The organism is Thiofractor thiocamini, assembly GCF_055384375.1.
Genome location: NZ_AP042389.1, coordinates 143939 through 160998, shown reverse-complemented (window position 1 = coordinate 160998; position 17060 = coordinate 143939). Strand labels below are relative to the sequence as shown.

Here is a 17060-nt window from a genome sequence, read left to right as displayed (position 1 = left end):
GATATAAATGGAGAAAAGAGAGATTTTCAATATTTTACAAAAAAGTTATATTTTCGAAGATACAAATGATGATATACTTGATGCCATTATGATAAATTGTCAAATCACAACTTGGACAAAAAATCAATCCATAGATAATTCCGATAGCCTAAAATACTCCTATATCATTTTGCGAGGACACTTAAAGATCACAAAAGTAGATCCTAAAACCGGAAGAAGTATCACTACATATATACTTGAATATGGAGATATATATGACTTTTTTACTCTGCTTGACGGTAAGGAGCATATAGTATTTCCTGTGCCTATGGAAAATACCACAGCTATAAAAATCCCCATAAACGACTTGAGGGAAATTATAGAAAAAAATGAGGATTTAAATGCCAGATTTTTGTCATATTTGGGAGAAAAGATAAGAGAGCTTGAAAATTTTGGGGAGTCCATGGTATTTGACGATACGGCAACAAGACTCTCAAAACTTATACTTAGACATGCTTTACCACATCAAGATGACAATGATCATCATCCTGTTAAACTCATAAGCAAACTTTCACATGAATCCTTAGCTGAAATGGTAGGCTCGGTAAGATCAGTCATAACAACCCAAATCCAAAAACTAAAAAAAGAGGATATCATTATCAATAAAAGAGGTTATCTAGCTGTAAAAGACTTGGAGAAACTTATAAAAAAATGTGATGATTTTTTCAAAAGCTAAATTACCCTGTATTTTTCACAATAATGATAAAAATGATAAAAAACACTATCACACTGAAATATTTGGATATGAGATTGATAAGCTCTATGATACTGTGTCCAAAATGATACCCCAAAGTTACAAAAACCAAAGCCCATAAAGTTACCGCCAATAAATCCAAAAAAAGAAACTTTATCCACGAATATCCTGAAGCTCCTACAACCAACAGCGAGGGGATATGCGAACCATATATATACCTCTCAAAAACTATAACCCAAGAGCCGTACTTTTTAAAAAGTGATTTGATTTTTACAATGTTATCTCTATAATTTTTAAACCAGATATCGGATTTGTTTTTATAATACCTACCTATAAAAAATACCGTAACATCGCTTATATATGCTCCACAAACCGCAGTCAATACAACATATAAAAAGTTCATTTGACCTATTTTGGCAAAAGTACCTCCAAGGGCAAGTCCAACCTCACCCTCCAAGATACTCCATCCAAAAAGAACATAGTAGTTAAAATAGTGCTCTAAGAAGTTATATATCATTATACTTTTTGTAACTCCTCTTAAATAATTGCCCTCTAACGTATCTGCCATATATCAATTCAAACAGAGTAGAGATGATGATAAAGGCCATAAATATCATGATAGCTTTTGGATTTGAAGTGTAAGTATGATATAAAAGGGTGGATAATGCAAAAAAACTTAAAAGTATAGATGTTATCAAAATTTTTGGATTGGCCTTTATCTCATCTTTAAGTTTATAAGCAGAAATATTTACAAGAAAAAATATAAGTAAAAAACTTGCACTCCCTATGATAGCTATCTGGGTTAAGTTAATACTATTTGCCAGTATCAAACTTAATATCGTAGTGTAAAGCACACCATTTAAAGGAACATTATTTTTTGCATACTGCAATTCTTTTGGCAAATCTCCCTCTTTTGCTATGATATAACCAAGTCTTGCATTGCCATATATGGTTGCATTAATGGCAGAAAAAGTAGATAAAAGCGCCGCTGAGGCAACAAGAACAAATCCTACGTGCCCCAAAGAAGGCTCTGCTGCAATAGCAAGAGCATAATCTTTTGCTTGCAACAATTTATCCTCAGGCACACCACCGACTGTTATGATAGCTATCAAAACATAAAGAGCTATAACTATGATAACAGAAGCATAAAAGGCGATAGGCAGATTTTTATCCGGGTTTTTTATATCTTCACTGGCATTTGCTATAAGTTCAAACCCCTCATAGGCAACAAATATAATCATAGCAGCAGATATAATCGATATAGGTGAAGACCAATCTGCAGGACTCATTCTCGATGGTTCTATATAAAAAAATCCTGCGACTATAACCAAAATAAGTATGGAAACTTTTATAAAAACTATCACGCTTTCACTCTTTCCGACAAACGAGGCACTGATAAAATTGATAATAGCAGGAATGATGATAGCTACACTTATAAGTATATGATGCAAAAGTATCGAATCTTTGGAGAAAAATGTCTCACCGTAAAATGCAAACGCGGTTGCATATAAAGATATAGTAACCAAGTAGCTTAGCCACATCATCAAGTTCAAACTTCCTGATAAAATATTGTCTTTAAAAGCATTATCTATAAAAGTGACAGTTCCTCCTTCGCTTTGATATTTTAAGGAGAGTTTGACATAAGAGTAAGTTGTAAGCAATGCAACCAAACCTCCTATAGCAAAAGCAACAGCAGTTGCGCCATGAGCCAGAGAAACAGCTTCACCCAAAACGGCGAATATCCCTCCACCTACCATTCCACCTATACCTATGGATATAGCACCGAAAATTCCAATACTTCTCATATTATTCCTTACAAATACAACTTTTTATGATTATACCATTTTTTTAATTGATTTTTTGTCACTTTAGTGATACTATTTGTTTACTTTTTTAGAGTATAATTCCACTCAAGAAATTTTATTGACAAAAGGAGTCAAAAATGTGGGATTTTAAATCGTTTCCAAAAGAACAGGATATACTAGCAAAATTTGGCAAATACTCAACAATTGCCGGTATCATAATGACAATATTGGGTATAGTAGCATTCGTGTACCCTATGTATGCATCGCTTGTCACAGTTGCATTCGTTGCATGGGTCATGATATTTGCCGGTATTTCCACCGGTTACTTTACATTTATAAGCAACAAGGAGGATTGGCTTGGATGGCTTAAAACTCTTTTACTTGTAGGTACCGGACTTTTCGTACTGTTCGATCCGGTTAGTGGTATAGCTGCCGTTGGTCTACTTTTTGCCATATACTTTTTTCTTGACGGTTTTGCGGGATTTGCTCTTGGCTCATCCATGAGACCTAACAAAGGGTGGTGGCTTTGGTCGCTTAACGGTTTCATTTCCATAGGTCTTGGTGTTATATTTTTAATCTCTTGGCCATCTATCGCAGAAGAAGCTTGGCTTATAGGTATATATGTAGGCATCAGTCTCTTTTTTGACGGCTTTACACTACTTTTTATGGGAAGTAATATCAAGAAAATAGGACAGTAGATGGGTGAATGGATAGATGAGTAGATGGGTGGACGAGTGAATGGGTGTACAAGATAAAAAAGCTTTTGGAGTCGCAAGTGCAGTGATGCTTGGTATAGGCTCTATGGTAGGGGCCGGTATATTTATCATCATCGGTCAAGCCGGAGCGATTGCGGGCAATATCGTGTGGATATCTTTTGTATTTGGCGGTATCGCTGCACTTCTTAGCGGATACTCTTTGGCGAAATTATCTCTTAGATACCCTTCTCGTGGCGGTATAGTGGAATTTTTGGTGCAATGTTACGGTGAGGGGGTATTCTCCGGTTCCATGGGGGTTTTGTTTTATATCTCAGGTCTTATCGCCATAGCCGCAGTTGCCAAATCATTTGGAGTATATGCAGCAACTTTCATGCATGGCTACTCCGGGTTTTGGACCAATATATATGCTATAGGCATAGTAGTGCTTTTTGGTATCATAAACCTTATCGGAGCTTCCCTTGTGGCAAAGTCAGAAAATCTCATAGTAGTTATAAAGCTGACTATCCTTGTAGCTTTTACCATAGCTGCACTTTTTAACATAAACCCCACCCTTTTAAGTGTAAAGGATATGCCACCCGTTAAAGATATGCTTTTTGCCATAGGTTTGACATTTTTTGCATATCAAGGATTTAGTGTCATAACAAATACGGTAGAAGATATGAAAAATCCTGCTAAAAATATGCTAAAAGCAATGGTCATAGCCATATCTTTGGTAGCTATTCTTTATATACTTGTCAGTCTTGCCGTGCTTGGCAATCTACCGTTAAGTGAAGTTATAAAAACAAAAGATTATGCTTTGGCCCAAGCGGCAAAGCCTGTATTTGGTGAGTATGGCTTCAAGATCATAGCGGCTACTGCACTTTTGGCGACTGCTTCAGCCATAAACGCATCACTGTATGCAACGACTGAGATAGGCTACACCATGGCAAAAGAAGGTAATCTTCCAAAGATTTATGAGTACAATATATTTCACTCAAACGAAGGACTTATCGTTAGTACTCTTCTAATCATACCTATGATTATATTTTTTAACTTAACTGAAATCACAACCGTAGCGACTTTGGTAGTTTTGATAGTCCAGGGTTTTACACATATAGGCCATTTTTTAAAGATAAAACAAACCGGGGCTAACAGTTTTATAATTATATTATCCATCATAGCAATTTTTAGCATCATAGCTCTTACGCTTTTTTATACATACAAACATGACCCACAGATAGGATACTATATGATGGGAGCTTTTGCTCTCGCGATTTTTATAGAACTTGGCTTGAGGATAACAACACACAGAACGATAAGCAAACAGATAATAGATCTATTTGACGATACAAGGAGAAAATTATGAGCTACAAAGAACACGGACTTAGCGTCAATGTCACAAAAAACGGCGACGAGGTACTTTTGACACTAAAAGCTGTCGGAAAACTAACCCATGAAGATTATGAGTTGATGGTACCCATGGTGGACAATGCGATACAAGGCATAAAACATCCCAAGATAAAAGTCTTGTTTGACGCAAGAGAGTTTGAAGGTTGGGAAGCAAGAGCCGCTTGGGATGATTTGAAATTTGGCATCACACATATGGGCAAATTTACCAAAATCGCTTTTGTCGGCAATAAAAAATGGGAAGAATATATGGTAAAGGTAAGCAACTGGTTTTACCTCATTTCGGATATGAAATTTTTTGAGGATATAAATAATGCCTTAGAGTGGCTGAAAAATGAGGAAAAAGATATAGTCCACAAAGACTTGTATGAAAGAAAAGAGGATATCCAAAAGGAAGTAGAAAAAATATTTAAAAAAAATATAAGAATATCAGACTACAACATCCCCGAAGCCAACGACAAAGAAGCGGCAAATATAGTGCTAAATTTCATGCAGGAAAAACTTGATCTTATAAAAAAAGATATACAAGAGGGCAAATTTGACAATTACTAATGAGTCATTTAAGACTCATTAGTATACTAAACTTATTTTGCTTTTCTATGAGTTAAATACAGTGCCAAACCGGTAAATACCATCCCACCAAATATATTTCCCAAAGTTACAGGGATTTCATTCCATAACCACCAATCACTGAAGCTTACATTTGCTCCAAGCATCATACCGGCAGGTATAACAAACATATTTACCACGGCGTGCTCGAACCCTTGTGCAAAAAATGTAAGTATAGGAAGCCACATAGCAAATATCTTTCCTATGGTTGTTGTTGCGGTCAGTGCCATGACAACTCCCAAAGTCACCATCCAGTTACAAAGTATCGCTTTTGTAAACACTACAATTAGACCGCTGCCTCCAAGTTTTTCATAACCCAAAGTCTTAGCTTCGGCAACTTTTTTTATGATATTTATAACAGGTGAACTATCTATATGTCCCATTTTGGTTATAGCCACATAAAAAAGGATGGCATATATCAAACTTCCTATAAGGTTGCCAACAAACACCCAACTCCAATTTACAAACATCTTTGAAAAATTTATCTTACCTTCTGCCAAAGATGTAGGCAAAAGCGCAAAACTTCCAGTGACCAACTCGAGACCTAAAAGAACTATCATCACAAATCCGACGGGAAATATCAAAGCCCCGACAATAGGTGTATGCGTTTGGGCTGCCGCCGTTATAGCCAAAGTAGTGGCAAATCCCAAAAGTGCTCCTGAAAGTGAACCTCTTATAAGTAAATCTTTTACTCCAAGGCTTGCTTTATATGTACCTGCTGTTATCATTTGATCCACTACAGCTTCAGGTTTTACATAACTCATTTAAACTCCTCAAATTAATAAATTTAATGAAATTATAGCAAGTAAAAAATATTTATTGACTATTTTATTGATTAATTTTTCATCAATTATTTGATTATTTTATAAAATTTTATTGATATAATTTCACATCAACCAATAAAAGGATATGATGATGAAACTATTAGAACAAGCTAAAACCAAAAGAAGTGCAAAATTAAATAAAATAGAAAAGATAAAAGAGTTAAAAGATCCGCAAGAGGCTTATGAAAAACTTGAAGAGTATGCGAAAAACGGTTATGAAAGTATCCCAAAAGAGGATAAAGGGTTTTTTTTAAAATGTTTTGGTATATTTGATAAGCCTGCCACTCCAAATCAATTTATGATGAGACTAAGAGTAAGAGGCGGTCAGTTAAACTATGATCAAGCTATAGCAGTCGGCGAGGTAGCAAGAGACTTTGGTAAAGATTATATGGATTTTACAACCAGATCTCAGATAGAGCTTAGATATATAAGAGTTGAGAATTTGCCGACAATTCTAAAAAAGCTTGAGAGTGTCGGCTTGACATCTTATCAAACCGGAGTTGATAACTTTAGAGGTATAGTAGCTGATCCGGTTGATAGTTTGGGATATGACAATGTACTACCTTCAAATAATCTTCTCAAAAAGATAGAAGATAAATTTTTAAAAAATCCTGATTTTATAGGTTCTCTTCCAAGAAAATTCAATACTTCCATAACAGGCTCTATCTCAAATAGATGCAATGCTTACGGTCATGACTGCTGTTTTGTACTTGCTCAAAAAGACGGTTTGTACGGATATAACCTCTATCTTGGTGGAAAAGTCGGCAAAATCGCTCAAAGTGCAGATATATTTTTACAAAATGAGAGCGAAGTTTTAAGTGCCTATGAAGCCATCATGAAACTTTTTGTAAAGTATGGTTTTAGAGACAATAGAAATAAAAACAGATTTTACTTTCTTATCGAAAGTGTCGGTATGGATACTATAACTGATGCCATCAGAAAAGAAGCAGGCATAAACTTTCAAACTGCGGGTACTACTTTAACCAAGATGGATTCTATAGATAGCGATCAGGGTAAAAGCCAACTTAAAGACGGGACTTTTGCTTTGCATGCAGTTGTAATGGCAGGGGTATTTAGTGGAAGTGATATGATAGAAGCTGCTAATGTATGTAAAAGATATGGAAGCGGAGATATCAGGATAGACATAGAACAAAACCTCTACCTTTTAAATATCAAAAAAGAGAGTTTGAATGATGCTTTAAAAGAGAAATTCTTTAATAAATATAAAAGCCTGGCTTCACCATATGCCAATCACCTAATAGCTTGCGCCGGGTTAGAGCATTGTCAATTTGGTGTCATACCAAACAAACCTGATGCTATAGAGCTTGCAAAATATCTTGAGGAGAAAGTGCCTCTTGAAAATGATGCAAAAGTAAGGCTTTACTGGTCAGCTTGCGTAAAAGGGTGCGGTTTGCATGATTTAGGTGATGTGGGATTTGAGGGATGCAAAACAAAATATAACGGACAAAATGAGTATGGAGTTCATATATTTTTAGGAGGTAGAAACACAAGAGATGCAACCATAGCAAAAAGTATCTTAAAATCCATTCCATTAAGATTTGCCAAGCACTTTGTAGAGTCATTGATGTTAGAATATAAAAGGTTGAGAAACAAAGGTGAGAGTTTTGAGCATTTTTACTCAAGAGTCATAGACAATTACTCAAAAGCCGGTATCGGCTTTATGCTTATGCTTTTAACTTACATTAGAGTTTTGAGACTTGATATTGAGATCGGCTTCAAAGAAAATATAAAAACCGGAAAAAATGAAATCTTTGAAATCTTTGAGATAGGTAGAGTTTTATATAAAAATATAGCAGGATATGAACCATATGAGATTTACACTCACTTCACACCTGCTTTTCCTACAAAACTAAATGAGCTAAAAGATATAAACGGGCATGATAAAGAGTTTATACAAATGATAAATGATATGCTAAGAGTTGAAAAAAGAGTTGAAACTTTCAGTGAATTTCACTTTGAACAGATGGTCTTTGATATTTTGGACTAAAAGGTATTTGTGCATAAAAACTAATAATACAGTCAAATCTCTTGACAAATCGTACGTAATCAAGTACAATATGATAAAAAAGAGGGATTTATTATGCCAAAAGTTATACCGGTAAGCAAAGCAAGAGCAGATATTTATAACCTTATGGATGAAGCTTCACAAACACATGAGCCCATACTTATCACAGGCAAGAGAAACAATGTCGTTATGATTTCACAAGAAGATTGGAAGGCGATAGAAGAAACGCTTTATCTTAACTCTATTGCTGGAATGGTATCATCAATTAAAGAGGCAATGAATGCACCAGATAGTGAGTTCAGTGAAAATATCGAATGGTAAAATATAAGATACTTTATAGTAAAAATGCCTTAAAAGATGCAAAAAATTTATCAAGTGCAGGCTTGGCAAAAAAAGCACAAAAACTTATAGAAATTTTGAAGGACAATCCTTTTCAAGTCCCTCCACCATATGAAAAGTTAGTTGGAAATTTGCAAGGAGCATATTCAAGACGCATAAATATACAGCATAGAATAGTTTATGAAGTAAGGCAAAAAGATAAAGTAGTTAGAATATTAAGAATGTGGTCACATTACGGTGAATAACATGTGTTAGATAGACTAAAATGTCTATATCTCTTCCTATTTGATTTTAAAAAAAGCTAAAAAGTCAAAACCTAACGCCCATATGTATTGATATTTTGGACTAAACTTTTTCGATTTTTACCGCACAGTGATTGTAATCCGGTTCAAATGACTCTTTATCGAGCAAATCATTTGTAAGATAGTTTACATCCCTATTGCTTATAGGTATAAAGAGAGTTTTTCTTTTTATATTTTTTGTAACAAGTGCAGTTGTATGAATCTCACCTCTTTTTGATGTCACTCTTATCTTATCACCGCTTTTTATCCCAAGCTCTTTTGCATCTTCGCTATTTATCTCACAAAAATCAAGTGGTTTATACTTTAAAAGTGTATGAGGGAGATTGGTTTTTGTTCCACTGTGCCATTGGTCTCTTGTTCTACCGGTGAGCAATAAAAATGGGTATTTGAGCGATCGTTTTTCGCTTAAAAGTCTATTTTCTACAAAGAAAAGATTACCCTTTTTATCTAATGTTAAAAAACTATTTATCTCTTCTCCCCAAATATAAGAAGAGTTATACAACTTCTCATAATCAACTTTGTACATATCCATATATCCGTTTAATTTTGTCATCTCTTTATACTCATCAAATATCTCTTTGGGGCTATTATAAGAAAAACTCTCTTTAAATCCCAACTTTTGAGCCAAAAGAGTAAATATCTGCCAATCAGGTTTTGAATCGATAGAGCGTCTGGTTAATTTTTCCTGCCTTGTGATAGTTCTATCCAAATTTGTCTGTGTTCCCTCTTTTTCTCCCCAAGGAGATGCCGGCAATCTTATATGAGCAAATTTTGAAGTTTCAGAATTTTCATAAGCATTTATCTCCACAACTAACGGGATCTTTTTTATCATCTCTTCAACTTTGTTTCTATTTGGCAAATGATAAACAGGATCAGTGTGGCAGATAATCAGTACTTCAAGATTTGCATCTATCATTTGGGTAGCACAAAGTCCGGGCTTGGTTGCAACATTTTCACTCTTCCAAAATTTTTTTACTTTTTTTATACTCTCTTTAGAAAAATCAAGATGAACTGCCAAAGTAGTAGAAAGTCCACCGACTTCTCTGCCACCCATAGCATTTGGCTGACCGGTTAAACTAAGAGGTCCGTTTCCTTTTTTAAATATTTTGCCGGTTAGTAGGTGTAGATTGATAAGAGCTAAATTTTTATCAACTCCCTGAGAGGATTGATTTAGCCCCATAGTCCAAGTGGATATGATGTTATCTGACTCTATAAAAAGCTTAAAAAAAGTTTCAAACTCTTCATTTGACAAACCAGTTCTTTTTAGCATCTTTTTTACAGGAACTCTTTTAAGCTTGTTTTTAAGCAATTCAAAATTATTTACATTTTTTTCTACAAAATCCTCATCATACAAACCCTCGTCAATCAATCTTTTGCTAACAAGATTGAAAAAGTCTATATCGCTTCCGGGATTGATTGGAAGATACAAGTCTGCTATCTTAGAGGTTTCAGTAAATCTTGGATCTATTACTACAACTTGCAATCCCCTCTTCTTTGCTTTTTTAATTTTATTGTGAAAGACCACATGAGCTTCAGCTGTATTTGATCCTGCAAGTATGAGCAAATCAGCATGATATATATCATCCATTCTAAGAGGAACAAAGTCTGCACCTATTGATTTTTTATAAGCAACAACAGCACTTGACATACAAGTTCTTGAATTTGTATCTACATTTGATGTTCCCACAAAACCCTTACCAAGTTTATTTGCCACATAATAATCTTCTGTAAGCATTTGACCTGATAAGTAAAACCCAACCTTTTGGGCAGAACTGTTTTTGATAGCATTGGCAATAACTTCCAATGCTTTGTCCCATTTTACTATCTTATACTCACTATCTATACTTACACGAAACATAGGTCTTAAAAGCCTTGTATCACTTTGCATACTCACTAACTCTGAAATACCTTTTGAACAAACATTTCCATAATTTATAGGGTAAGTTACATCTCCTATAAGTTTTTTTTCATCATATTCAAGTCCACATCCTACACCGCAGTAACCACATACTGACTTTATCATATCTATACCTTTCTACATTAAATACGAAATTATAGTATTATTTTATGAAATATTAAGCTATAAATTGTCTAATATTTAATCATTTTATTGATTAAAAAGATAATATTATATGATATACTTTCATCGTAAATGAAATTTTAAGGAGTAAATATGATTAAGCAACTGCCAAAGATGGTATTGGGATTATCTGTATTGGCTACTCTTCTTGTAGCAAAACCTGAAAAGACCCATCTTAACATCGGTTTTATCGCTCTTACAGATTGTGCACCAATCGTAATAGCAAAAGAGAAAGGTTTTTTTAAAAAAGAGGGGCTTAAAGTCCATGTTATAAAAGAGGGTGGCGGATGGCCAGGAATTCAGCAAAAAGTGATAAATGGTCAATATGACTTTTCACACGCACTTGCCGGCATGCCAATAGCTGCAACTCTTGGCATAAACGGTAATGCACACTTAGTAGCACTACTTTCACTTGACTTTAACGGAAACGGTATCACATTCGGCAATAAAATCATTAAAAAAATGGTGAAATTTGGTCTTGATAAGAAAAAAAGACCGGTTGGTTCAGAATCACTTAAAAAATATATAGATTATAAGCATAAAACTGAGGGGAAAAAATATAAACCATTGGTATTTGGAATGGTACATCCTGTATCAACGCATAACTATGAGTTAAGGTATTGGATGGGAACTTCAGGGATTAAGCCTGATGAAGACTGTACTATCAAACCATTCCCACCTCCTACAATGCCTCAAAATCTAATCGCCGGAAATATTGAAGGGTATTGTGTTGGTGAGCCTTGGAATGAGAGAATTGTTATGAAGAAAAAGGGCTCAACCCTTGTTACAAACTATGATATTTGGAACAACAACCCAGAAAAAGTGCTTCAAACAAGAGCTGATTTTGTAAAAAAATATCCAGAAACTACAAAAGCTGTAATGAGAGCTATCATAAAAGCTCAAATGTGGCTTGATGAGAGTTGGAAGCATAGAAAAGAAGCAGCTAAAATCTTAAGCAAAAGACAGTATGTAAATGCTCCGGTAAAAGTGCTTGAAAAGTCTATGACTGGAACATTTCAATACTTAAAAGGTCAAAAATCTGAGCCAAATCCGATGTTTAATGTATTTGCAAACTACTATGCATCATATCCGTTTTACAGTCATGGCATGTGGTTTATCACTCAAATGTACAGATGGGGACAAATCGATCATCCGGTTGATATGAAAAAAGTAATCGAATCTGTTTATCAACCAAAACTTTACGAAGAAGTTGCAAAAGAGGTTGGATATAGCTTACCTCCAAGCCCTTGGAAGATAGATGGAATCGATAAATACAACAAATTTATGGATGGAAAAGTGTATGATCCAAACAAAGCAGTCGAATATATATACAGTTTCAAATCAGGTCATCCAAAAGTAAGTGAAGCGGCATTAAAAGCAGCAAATAAATGGGAAGGTAGTTTAAAAACTGCTCAACCAAAATATATTTGCCCATATGGACCGGCAGGATGTGCTGATCCCAAATATGTAATAAAATAAAAACATAAACACAAAGTCAAAAAATGGCTTTGTGTTTAAATGTGCATACGACTACCTTTCAAATACCTCCTTCCTGTCACAACAGATTTGTCAAGTCTATGCACATTTAAACACAACTAAGGAGAAATTGTGAATAACGAACTTTTAAAAAAGATTGTCTTACCTCTTTTGGTATTGATAGGAGTAATGATAGTTTGGGTTGAAATATCTCGCCATATTGAAGATTTTCCAACACCAAAAGATGTTTATATATCAGCTTTTGGAGGCGTAAATAAAGATGGAGATGAAGTCAAAGGCGTTTTAAGTGATCCTTTTTATGTAGCAAATGAGGATGACAAAGGGATATTTTGGCAAATCGTCAACTCATTGGAGAGGGTATTTGCAGGTTTTTTACTTGCGGCTCTTGTGGGAATTCCTCTTGGATTGTTAATCGGTATGAGCAAAAATGCCGGCTATGCTTTTGATCCATTTATACAAATTTTCAAACCGGTTTCACCACTTGCTTGGCTACCGCTGCTTCTTTATATATTTCAAGATATCAATATGACGGCAATATCAACTATATTTGTTACATCTATTTGGCCAATTATCATCAACACTTCTCTTGGAGTAAAAAGTGTAAGTCAAGATTATATCAATGTAGCAAGGGTTTTACGGTTTTCACCTCTTGAAAATGTAACAAAAATCATTTTACCGGTTGCAATTCCTTATATATTTACCGGGATGAGACTCTCTCTTGGTATAGCATGGCTTGTTATAGTTGCAGCTGAAATGTTAACAGGAGGAATTGGCATAGGCTTTTGGATTTGGGATGAATACAACAACCTAAACTATCCAAATATCATCATAGGTATCATAATAGTTGGTATCATAGGATATATTTTAGATTTGATTATGGGAAAAATTGCGGATTATTTTGATTATAGAAAAAGGGGAAGAGCATAATGAGTAAAAAATTTTTATTGCTTGAAGGTATAGAAAAAAGATTTAAAGTACCCAAAAAAGAGGATTACATAGCGGTAACAGACATAAATCTCGATATAAAAAAAGATGAAATCATCTCTATCATAGGACATAGCGGATGTGGAAAAAGTACACTTCTTAACATCATTTCTGGACTTGATATGCAAACATCCGGTCATGTTATACTTAAAGAAAAAGAGGTAACAGGTCCGGGACCTGATAGAGCCGTTGTTTTTCAAAACCACTCACTGCTTCCTTGGCTTAGTGTTTATCAAAATATAGAGATGGCTGTAAAAAAAGTTATGCCTGAACTCTCCTCAACAGAGCTTAAAGCAAGAGTTGAAAAATTTATCAACATGGTAAATCTTGAACAGGCAAAGGATAAATACCCGGGAGAAATCTCCGGCGGAATGAAGCAAAGAGTCGGAATTGCAAGAGCATTGGCTGTCAAGCCTGATGTTTTACTGATGGATGAGCCTTTTGGAGCACTTGATAGCTTAACCAGAGCAAATCTGCAAAACCATTTGATGAGAATCCAGCAAAATGTCAAAAATACAGTTGTCATCATTACTCACGATGTGGATGAAGCCGTACTTCTTAGCGATAGAGTTATCATGATGACAAACGGACCTGCTGCAACCATAGGAGAAATACTTGAAGTAAATCTTGAAAGACCAAGAGACAGAGTCGCTCTCCAAGAAGATCCCGAGTATATCAGATGTCGTGAAGCAATACTGGAGTTTTTATATAAAAAGTTTGCCAAGGATGACGAATAGTATCAATACTCTTTTAAAAGCTCCATTACATCATGTTCATTTAAAATCCTGCCGCGTGATTTTACTTCACCGTTTATGACGATGGCAGGAGTACTCATGACTCCGTATTTCATAACTTCCATCATATCCTCTATCTTTTCAAGATTGGCACTTTGACCGGTTTTTTCTAAAGCACTTTTTACTATCTGCATTTGTGCATCACAGTTTGCACAGCACTCGCTTCCTAAAATTTTGATATCCATTTTTTCTCCTTGGTATTTAAGATAATATTGTATTAAAAAGGTAACCGTCTATGACTATACCGGTACCGACTATACTGAAAAACAGTATGATAAGTCTCCAACTTAGCACTTTTTTAAGTATCATAGCTTCAGGAAGAGACAAAGCCACTATCGCCATCATAAAAGACAAAGCCGTTCCCATTTGCATACCTTTTTCAACAAGCGGTTCTATAAGAGGTGCTACCGTAGAAGCTCCCGCATACATAGGTATACCTGCCACAACAGCTACCAATACCGCAAAAGGGTTGTCTTTACCGGTATATTTCGTGATAAGATCAGCCGGGACAAAACCATGTATCAACGCTCCGACCGCAATACCCAAAAATACATAAAGATATATCTCTTTCATAACTTCCATAGCATTTTTCCAGGCATTGTATAATCTTTTTTTAAATATCATTTTAACAAAATGTGCTTCGTGTAACTGCTCCATATACGGTATCTTTATAAGTATATCATCGTCTTTGCTGACTTTATCTACTATAAATCCTCCAATGACCGCCGTAAACAGACCGAATGCGGTATATAAAAGAGCTATTTTCCATCCAAAAGTAGCCAAAAGTATAGCTATAGCTATCTCATTGTTCATGGGGCTACTTATAAGATAAGAAAAAGTTGCACTTCTTGGTATCCTAGCTTGAGTAAATCCCAAAAAAAGAGGAATGGAAGAACAAGAACAAAATGGGGTCAATACACCAAACACGGCAGCCAAAAAATTGCCTACCAATTTTGACTTACCCTGTATAAAGCCCCTGATGGTTTCAGAACTTATATAAGTCTGTATAAATGATATGACATATACTATAAAAAGCACCAGTGCCAGTATCTTAACCGAATCATATATAAAAAAATGTATCGCATCCCCTATCTTTCCGCTAAGTCCAAACAGGTTATACACAAGATAATCAACACTCTCTTTCCACATAATAACTCCTCAAATCAAATCGTTCCAAGAAGTATATCATAAAATATATAATATATCAAGATATTTAGATATATTTATCAAAAAAGTCAATTTTTTACTATACTATTTTTTTACTTTTTAGTAAAATATCACCATGAAAAACAAAGAGATATTCTTCAAAGATGAAACGTTACCATATATCGAGTGTCGATACTCTAACAATAGCTCCAAACATTACAAAAAGCATTTACACGATACTTTTAGCATCGGTGCTATCAACAAAGGGAAAGTTTCATACACAGTAGGCAACGAAAAAGCTTTACTCAAAAAGGATGAACTTGCCATCATACCGGCTCATACACTACACTCGTGCAACCCTGTAAACTGTGATAAAAGAAGTTATTATATGCTCTATATAGATATGAAATTTTTATCAAATTTCCATAGTGCGCTTTTTGACAATGATGATTTTGTACAAATAGATACTATACATTTACAAGACAAATCTATCTATAAAGAGTATATACAAATGATGGATTTGTTTTTTCAAGATAACTTTTTGCTTGAAAAAGAGCAAAGGTTTATCGAATTTTTAGAAAAACTGTTTTTGAGAATTACTCCAAAAAATTTAAAAGCCAAAACACTTTCAAAAGATATATCTTTAGCCAAAGAGATGCTCTCAAATAATCTTGAAGATGAGATAACACTAAGTCAAATATCTAAAACATTATCTCTAAACCCATATACTCTCATAAGAAATTTTAAAAAAGAGATCGGTATCACACCATTTTCTTTCAGATTAAATTTAAAGATAGAACTCTCAAAAAAACTCCTCCAAGAGGGACTTGATATAAGTGAAGTTGCTTTAAAATGTGGGTTTTATGATCAGAGTCATTTTCAAAAGCAGTTTAAAGCCGTCGTTTTAATCACTCCAAAAGAGTATCAGGAAAACTTTTATGCTTAAAACCGCTGCTTTCAAAGGTCATTTGCTGGTATTTATAACTATCTTTATATGGAGTGTGGCATTTGTAGGAAACAAAGTTTTGCTCTTTTATATAACTCCTATCGAAGTAATGCTGTATAGATTTATACTGGCTTACATAGTACTTTGTCTGCTGTATCCTCATTTTAATACCGTAAAATCCATAAAAGATGAAATTTACTTCTTTACCATAGGATTTCTTGGTATCTTTTTGTACTTTTTGCTTGAAAATTTTGCTTTAAAATACACTCAAGCTACCAATGTAGGTCTTTACATGGGTGCCATTCCTATCTTTACGGCAATTCTGGCTCACTTTATACTCAAAGATGAAAAACTGACCCTCAATGTAATCATAGGGTTTTGTTTGGCGATCGTAGGTATGGCATTGATACTTTTGGATGGAAAAGGATTTTCTATAAGAGTAAAAGGTGATATCATAGCGATCTTGGCTGCCGCTACTTTTGCACTATATTCCACTATATTAAAGCTTGCCCCAAAAGGTTACCATTTTATAGCGATAACCAGAAAAAGTTTCTTTTACGCTATAATTTTAATGCTTTTATATCATGTGATTTTTAAAGAGCCTCTTCACTTAAAAGCTCTTCTTTTGCCGAAAGTTTATCTAAATATCATATTTCTAGGGCTTTTTGCCTCTTCGTTAGCATTTGTTTTTTACAAAAGAGGAGTAGAGATCATAGGCTCGGTAAAATCAACAAATTATATCTACCTTGTACCCCTTCTCACTGCCTTGACCGGGATCATAGTACTAAACGAAAAGTTGACTTTTAAAATGATGATCGGGGGAGTTTTGATACTTATAGGCTTGTATACCGCCAATAAGAAAAATTTTTAGCA

General features: G+C 34.6%; 18 protein-coding genes. 12 read left to right on the top strand and 6 right to left on the bottom strand.

What is annotated here, in order from left to right:
- Window positions 1-7 precede the first annotated feature (7 nt).
- Window positions 8-715: a Crp/Fnr family transcriptional regulator gene (locus ACZ47B_RS00850; RefSeq protein ID WP_464894789.1), complete on the top strand. Its 708-nt coding sequence runs from the start codon at window positions 8-10 to the stop codon at window positions 713-715.
- A gap of 1 nt (window position 716) precedes the next feature.
- Here the strand turns inward: ACZ47B_RS00850 and ACZ47B_RS00845 are convergent, their stop codons facing one another.
- The gene (locus ACZ47B_RS00845; protein ID WP_464894788.1) at window positions 717-1250 is read right to left on the bottom strand and encodes a DedA family protein; all 534 of its coding nucleotides are present in this window, start codon (window positions 1248-1250) and stop codon (window positions 717-719) included.
- A complete protein-coding gene (locus ACZ47B_RS00840) occupies window positions 1240-2538 on the bottom strand; it encodes an APC family permease (RefSeq protein WP_464894787.1) in 1299 nt (432 codons plus the stop codon). The genes ACZ47B_RS00845 and ACZ47B_RS00840 overlap by 11 nt, the downstream gene beginning before the upstream one ends.
- 137 nt (window positions 2539-2675) lie before the next feature.
- On the opposite strand from ACZ47B_RS00840, the gene ACZ47B_RS00835 reads away from it, so the two are divergent.
- The 3 genes from ACZ47B_RS00835 to ACZ47B_RS00825 are packed head-to-tail and all read left to right on the top strand — an operon-like array spanning window position 2676 to window position 5192.
- Window positions 2676-3236 carry an HdeD family acid-resistance protein gene (locus tag ACZ47B_RS00835; RefSeq protein ID WP_464894786.1) on the top strand — a complete coding sequence of 187 codons (561 nt, stop codon included), beginning with the start codon at window positions 2676-2678 and terminating at the stop codon, window positions 3234-3236.
- A 40-nt stretch (window positions 3237-3276) separates the two neighbouring features.
- Complete coding sequence (locus ACZ47B_RS00830; protein WP_464894785.1) at window positions 3277-4599, top strand: APC family permease; 1323 nt, start codon at window positions 3277-3279, stop codon at window positions 4597-4599.
- On the top strand, window positions 4596-5192 hold the full coding sequence (locus tag ACZ47B_RS00825; RefSeq protein ID WP_464894784.1) for a SpoIIAA family protein: 597 nt from the start codon (window positions 4596-4598) through the stop codon (window positions 5190-5192). Before ACZ47B_RS00830 ends, ACZ47B_RS00825 begins: the two co-directional genes overlap by 4 nt.
- A 32-nt stretch (window positions 5193-5224) precedes the next feature.
- Here ACZ47B_RS00825 and ACZ47B_RS00820 read toward each other — a convergent pair whose 3' ends face one another.
- Entirely contained in the window at window positions 5225-6013 is a 789-nt protein-coding gene (locus ACZ47B_RS00820; protein WP_464894783.1) for a formate/nitrite transporter family protein, read from the bottom strand.
- A gap of 151 nt (window positions 6014-6164) precedes the next feature.
- Between ACZ47B_RS00820 and ACZ47B_RS00815 the strand changes: the two genes are divergently transcribed.
- The 3 genes from ACZ47B_RS00815 (at window position 6165) to ACZ47B_RS00805 (ending at window position 8683) form a co-directional block, all read left to right on the top strand.
- Window positions 6165-8081, top strand: coding sequence for a nitrite/sulfite reductase (locus tag ACZ47B_RS00815; RefSeq protein WP_464894782.1), 1917 nt, complete (start codon window positions 6165-6167; stop codon window positions 8079-8081).
- 93 nt (window positions 8082-8174) lie between these two features.
- Window positions 8175-8420, top strand: a complete 246-nt coding sequence (locus ACZ47B_RS00810; protein ID WP_464894781.1) for a type II toxin-antitoxin system Phd/YefM family antitoxin — start codon at window positions 8175-8177, stop codon at window positions 8418-8420.
- Complete coding sequence (locus ACZ47B_RS00805) at window positions 8414-8683, top strand: Txe/YoeB family addiction module toxin (protein WP_464894780.1); 270 nt, start codon at window positions 8414-8416, stop codon at window positions 8681-8683. Before ACZ47B_RS00810 ends, ACZ47B_RS00805 begins: the two co-directional genes overlap by 7 nt.
- 100 nt (window positions 8684-8783) lie before the next feature.
- Here ACZ47B_RS00805 and ACZ47B_RS00800 read toward each other — a convergent pair whose 3' ends face one another.
- Window positions 8784-10763, bottom strand: a complete 1980-nt coding sequence (locus tag ACZ47B_RS00800; RefSeq protein WP_464894779.1) for a molybdopterin oxidoreductase family protein — start codon at window positions 10761-10763, stop codon at window positions 8784-8786.
- 150 nt (window positions 10764-10913) lie between these two features.
- Here ACZ47B_RS00800 and ACZ47B_RS00795 point away from each other — a divergent pair, with 150 nt between their 5' ends.
- From ACZ47B_RS00795 to ACZ47B_RS00785, 3 genes are all read left to right on the top strand, one after another.
- On the top strand, window positions 10914-12299 hold the full coding sequence (locus ACZ47B_RS00795; protein WP_464894778.1) for a CmpA/NrtA family ABC transporter substrate-binding protein: 1386 nt from the start codon (window positions 10914-10916) through the stop codon (window positions 12297-12299).
- 129 nt (window positions 12300-12428) lie between these two features.
- On the top strand, window positions 12429-13244 hold the full coding sequence (ntrB, locus tag ACZ47B_RS00790) for a nitrate ABC transporter permease (protein ID WP_464894777.1): 816 nt from the start codon (window positions 12429-12431) through the stop codon (window positions 13242-13244).
- Window positions 13244-14038, top strand: coding sequence for an ABC transporter ATP-binding protein (locus tag ACZ47B_RS00785; RefSeq protein ID WP_464894776.1), 795 nt, complete (start codon window positions 13244-13246; stop codon window positions 14036-14038). The genes ntrB and ACZ47B_RS00785 overlap by 1 nt, the downstream gene beginning before the upstream one ends.
- A gap of 2 nt (window positions 14039-14040) precedes the next feature.
- Here ACZ47B_RS00785 and ACZ47B_RS00780 read toward each other — a convergent pair whose 3' ends face one another.
- Complete coding sequence (locus ACZ47B_RS00780; RefSeq protein ID WP_464894775.1) at window positions 14041-14280, bottom strand: thioredoxin family protein; 240 nt, start codon at window positions 14278-14280, stop codon at window positions 14041-14043.
- 16 nt (window positions 14281-14296) lie between these two features.
- Window positions 14297-15244, bottom strand: coding sequence for a permease (locus ACZ47B_RS00775; RefSeq protein WP_464894774.1), 948 nt, complete (start codon window positions 15242-15244; stop codon window positions 14297-14299).
- Window positions 15245-15377: 133 nt separating this feature from the next.
- Here ACZ47B_RS00775 and ACZ47B_RS00770 point away from each other — a divergent pair, with 133 nt between their 5' ends.
- Both ACZ47B_RS00770 and ACZ47B_RS00765 read left to right on the top strand, forming a co-directional pair.
- Window positions 15378-16187: an AraC family transcriptional regulator gene (locus tag ACZ47B_RS00770; RefSeq protein ID WP_464894773.1), complete on the top strand. Its 810-nt coding sequence runs from the start codon at window positions 15378-15380 to the stop codon at window positions 16185-16187.
- Entirely contained in the window at window positions 16180-17058 is an 879-nt protein-coding gene (locus ACZ47B_RS00765; protein ID WP_464894772.1) for a DMT family transporter, read from the top strand. Before ACZ47B_RS00770 ends, ACZ47B_RS00765 begins: the two co-directional genes overlap by 8 nt.
- The last annotated feature ends 2 nt before the right edge of the window (window positions 17059-17060 follow it).